Here is a 3,191-nt window from a genome sequence, read left to right as displayed (position 1 = left end):
GCCGTCCTCGGCGGCGGCCGACGGCCGACCGTCGGCGGTCTCCGGGAACGAACCGACGGTCGAATCGGATGGCGGCGAAGCCGTGTCGGCCGCCGGACTCGACGGCGTCGCGTCGGCGGTCGCGGCGGACCGAGGGGTAACGTCGGAGACCGGACCGGATCGAGACGCGGCGTCGGAGACCGCGACAGACGAGGAGATTGCCCCCGATCCCCCGGCGAGATCGACGGACGGCTGAGGGAAACCCGATCGATCGTTCACCGTTGACTCCGATTTCGAAGAACATCCCACCGATCTTAAGCCCACGCTTCGCGTACTTCCGCGTTGATGGGTACGCTCAACGAGCTGTTCGACCCGGATCGGGTCGCCGTCGTCGGTGCCACCGCCCGCGAGGGTGCCGTCGGTCGCGCCGTCACGTCGAATCTCCTCGACGACTTCGACGGCGACACGGTCCCCGTCAACCCGAACTACGACGAGGTCCTCGGGACGCCCTGCGTCGACGAGGTCGCCGACGCCGACGCCGACGTCGCCGTCGTCGTCGTGCCCCCCTCGATCGTGTTGGACGCGATCGAGGCGTGCGGCGAGGCCGGCGTCCGGAACGTCGTCGTGATCACCGCCGGGTTCGGCGAGACGGGAGAGGACGGGGCCGCGAGGGAGCAGCGCCTCGCGGAGATAGCCGACGAGTACGACCTCAACCTCGTCGGCCCCAACAGTCTGGGGATCATGTCGACGCCCTCCGGGATGAACGCGACGTTCGGCCCGGAGAACGCGCTCCCGGGCGGACTCTCATTTATGAGCCAGTCCGGCGCGTTCGTCACGGCGGTCCTCGACTGGGCCAACGACAACGGGATCGGCTTCAAAGACGTCGTCTCGCTCGGCAACAAGGCGGTCTTAGACGAGACTGACTTCGTCGACCACTGGGGGTCAGACGAACGGACCGACGTGATCATCGGCTATCTCGAGGGGATCGAGGACGGCCGCGAGTTCATCGAGACCGCCCGCGAGACGACCCAGGACACCCCGATCGTCGCCGTGAAGTCGGGGCGGACGAGCGCCGGCGCGCAGGCCGCCTCCTCGCACACCGGCACGCTCGCCGGCTCCGATAAGGCGTACGAGGCCGGGTTAGATCAGGCCGGGGTCATCCGCGCGGAGTCGGTCGACGAGCTGTTCGACGCGGCGGGTATCCTCGGGAGCCAGCCGCTGCCCGACACCGACAGCGTCGCCATCGTCACGAACGCCGGCGGTCCGGGCGTGATGGCGACCGACGCGGTCGGCGACGCCGATCTCGACATGGCGTCGTTCACGCGCGAGACGACGGACGCCCTCGCCGAGTCGATGCCCGAGGAGGCGAACATCCACAACCCGGTCGACGTGATCGGCGACGCCGACGTGGCGCGGTTCCGCGAGGCGCTCGAAACCACCGTCGCCGACGACAACGTCGGTGCCGCCCTCGTGTTGGCCGCGCCGACGGCGACGATCGACTTCGACGAGTTGGCGGGCGCGATCACCGACGTGAGCGCCGAGATGGACGCCCCCGTCGCCGCCTGCCTGATGGGCGGCGACCGGACCCGCGAGCCGAAACAGCGACTTCAGGCGCAGGGGATCCCCTGTTACTTCGACCCCGCGCGCGCCATCGACAGCCTCGCGACGCTCGCCGAGTACCGCGACATCAAGGGACGCGAGTACGCTTCCCCGATGTCGTTCGACGTCGACCGCGAGCGCGCCCGCGAGATACTCGAAACGGTGCGCGACCGCGACGACAACCGCCTCGGCGTCGAGGCGATGGAGCTGCTCGACGCCTACGGCATCCCCACGCCGGCCGGCGAGATCGTCGACTCGCCCGAGCGCGCCCGCGAGGTCGCCGCCGGCGTCGACGGCGACGTGGTGATGAAGATCGTCTCGCCGGACATCCTGCATAAGTCCGACATCGGCGGCGTCGCCGTCGGCGTGAGCGACGACGACGTGGCCGACACCTACGAGGACCTGATCACCCGTGCGCGCAACTACCAGCCGGACGCGACGGTCCTCGGCGTTCAGGTACAGGAGATGGTCGACTTGGAGGACGGCGTCGAGACGATCGTCGGCATGAACCGCGACCCGCAGTTCGGGCCGCTGTTGATGTTCGGACTGGGGGGTATCTTCGTGGAGGTGATGGAAGACACCACCTTCCGCGTCGCGCCAGTCTCCGAGCCGGAGGCCCGCGAGATGACCGAGGAGATCCAGTCGGCACCGCTGTTGCGCGGTGCCCGCGGCCGCGACCCGGTCGACGTCGACGCCGTGATCGAGACGATCGGCCGGCTCTCGCAGCTGGTCACCGACTTCCCGGCCATCCTCGAACTCGACATCAACCCCCTCGTCGCACTGCCCGACGACGACGGCGGCACGAACGCCGCCGCCGTCGACGTGAGACTCACCGTCGACCCGGAGAAACTCGACGGTCCTGACCCCGACGCGGCCGAACCCGCCCCGGAGGTACTCGACAATGACTGATACACCCACCACACTCGTCACCGCGACCGGAGACAGCGCCGGAAAGACAGCGATCACCGTCGCCTTGGCGCGGCTCGCCGCAGAGGGCGACCGCAGCGTCGGCTACATGAAGCCGAAGGGCACTCGACTCCAGTCGAACGTCGGCAAGACGCTCGATCAGGACCCGATGTTGGCCCGCGAGGTGCTCGGTCTCGACGCCGAGATGCACCAGATGGAGCCGGTCGTCTACTCGCCGACGTTCGTCAAGGGTGCGGTCCGCGGCACCGAGGACCCGGACGCGCTCCGCGACCGGATCCGCGAGGAGTACGACGCGATCGCGGCCGACCACGACCAGGTGTTCGTCGAGGGCGGTGGCCGCTGGACCACCGGCGGCGTCGTCGACCTCACCGACGTCGACGTGGCGGAGCTGCTCGACGCGCGCGTCGTCCTCGTCGCCGAGTACGGCTCGCCGAACGACTTGGACGAGGTGCTGGCGGCCGCCGACGCGTTCGGCGACCGCCTCGCCGGCGTCGTGTTCAATAAGGTGTCCGACGACGCCTTCGAGTCGCTCGACCAGGACGGTATCCCGTTCCTCGAATCCCGCGGGATCACGGTGTTCGGCGCGATCCCTCACGAGAAGGAGCTGGCGGGCGTCACGGTCGGCGAACTCGCCGACGAACTCGGTGCCGAGCTGCTCACGGACGCGCCGACCGACGGGTTCGTCG

2 protein-coding genes and 1 pseudogene are annotated in these 3,191 nt (G+C 69.3%); all 3 read left to right on the top strand.

From position 1 onward, the window contains the following. A pseudogene (locus BN903_RS18135) lies at positions 1 to 235 on the top strand (PAS sensor protein); the annotation flags it as partial. Between the two features lie 89 nt (positions 236 to 324). Then, positions 325 to 2,487 (top strand): acetate--CoA ligase family protein, encoded by a 2,163-nt coding sequence (locus BN903_RS12070; protein ID WP_048077964.1) that lies wholly within the window; start codon positions 325 to 327, stop codon positions 2,485 to 2,487. Continuing rightward, positions 2,480 to 3,191 (top strand): AAA family ATPase (locus tag BN903_RS12065; protein WP_048077963.1); only part of this gene is annotated, 712 nt, incomplete at its 3' end. The genes BN903_RS12070 and BN903_RS12065, both read left to right, overlap by 8 nt.

Source organism: Halorubrum sp. AJ67 (assembly GCF_000513435.1).
Note: the sequence above shows the minus strand (reverse complement) of the source record. Positions and strands in the feature narration are given on the sequence as shown.

Coding starts and splice junctions, on each gene's coding strand:
- BN903_RS12070 (WP_048077964.1), top strand. CDS start 325: ATGGGTACGCTCAACGAGCTGTTCGACCCGGATCGGGTCGCCGTCGTC.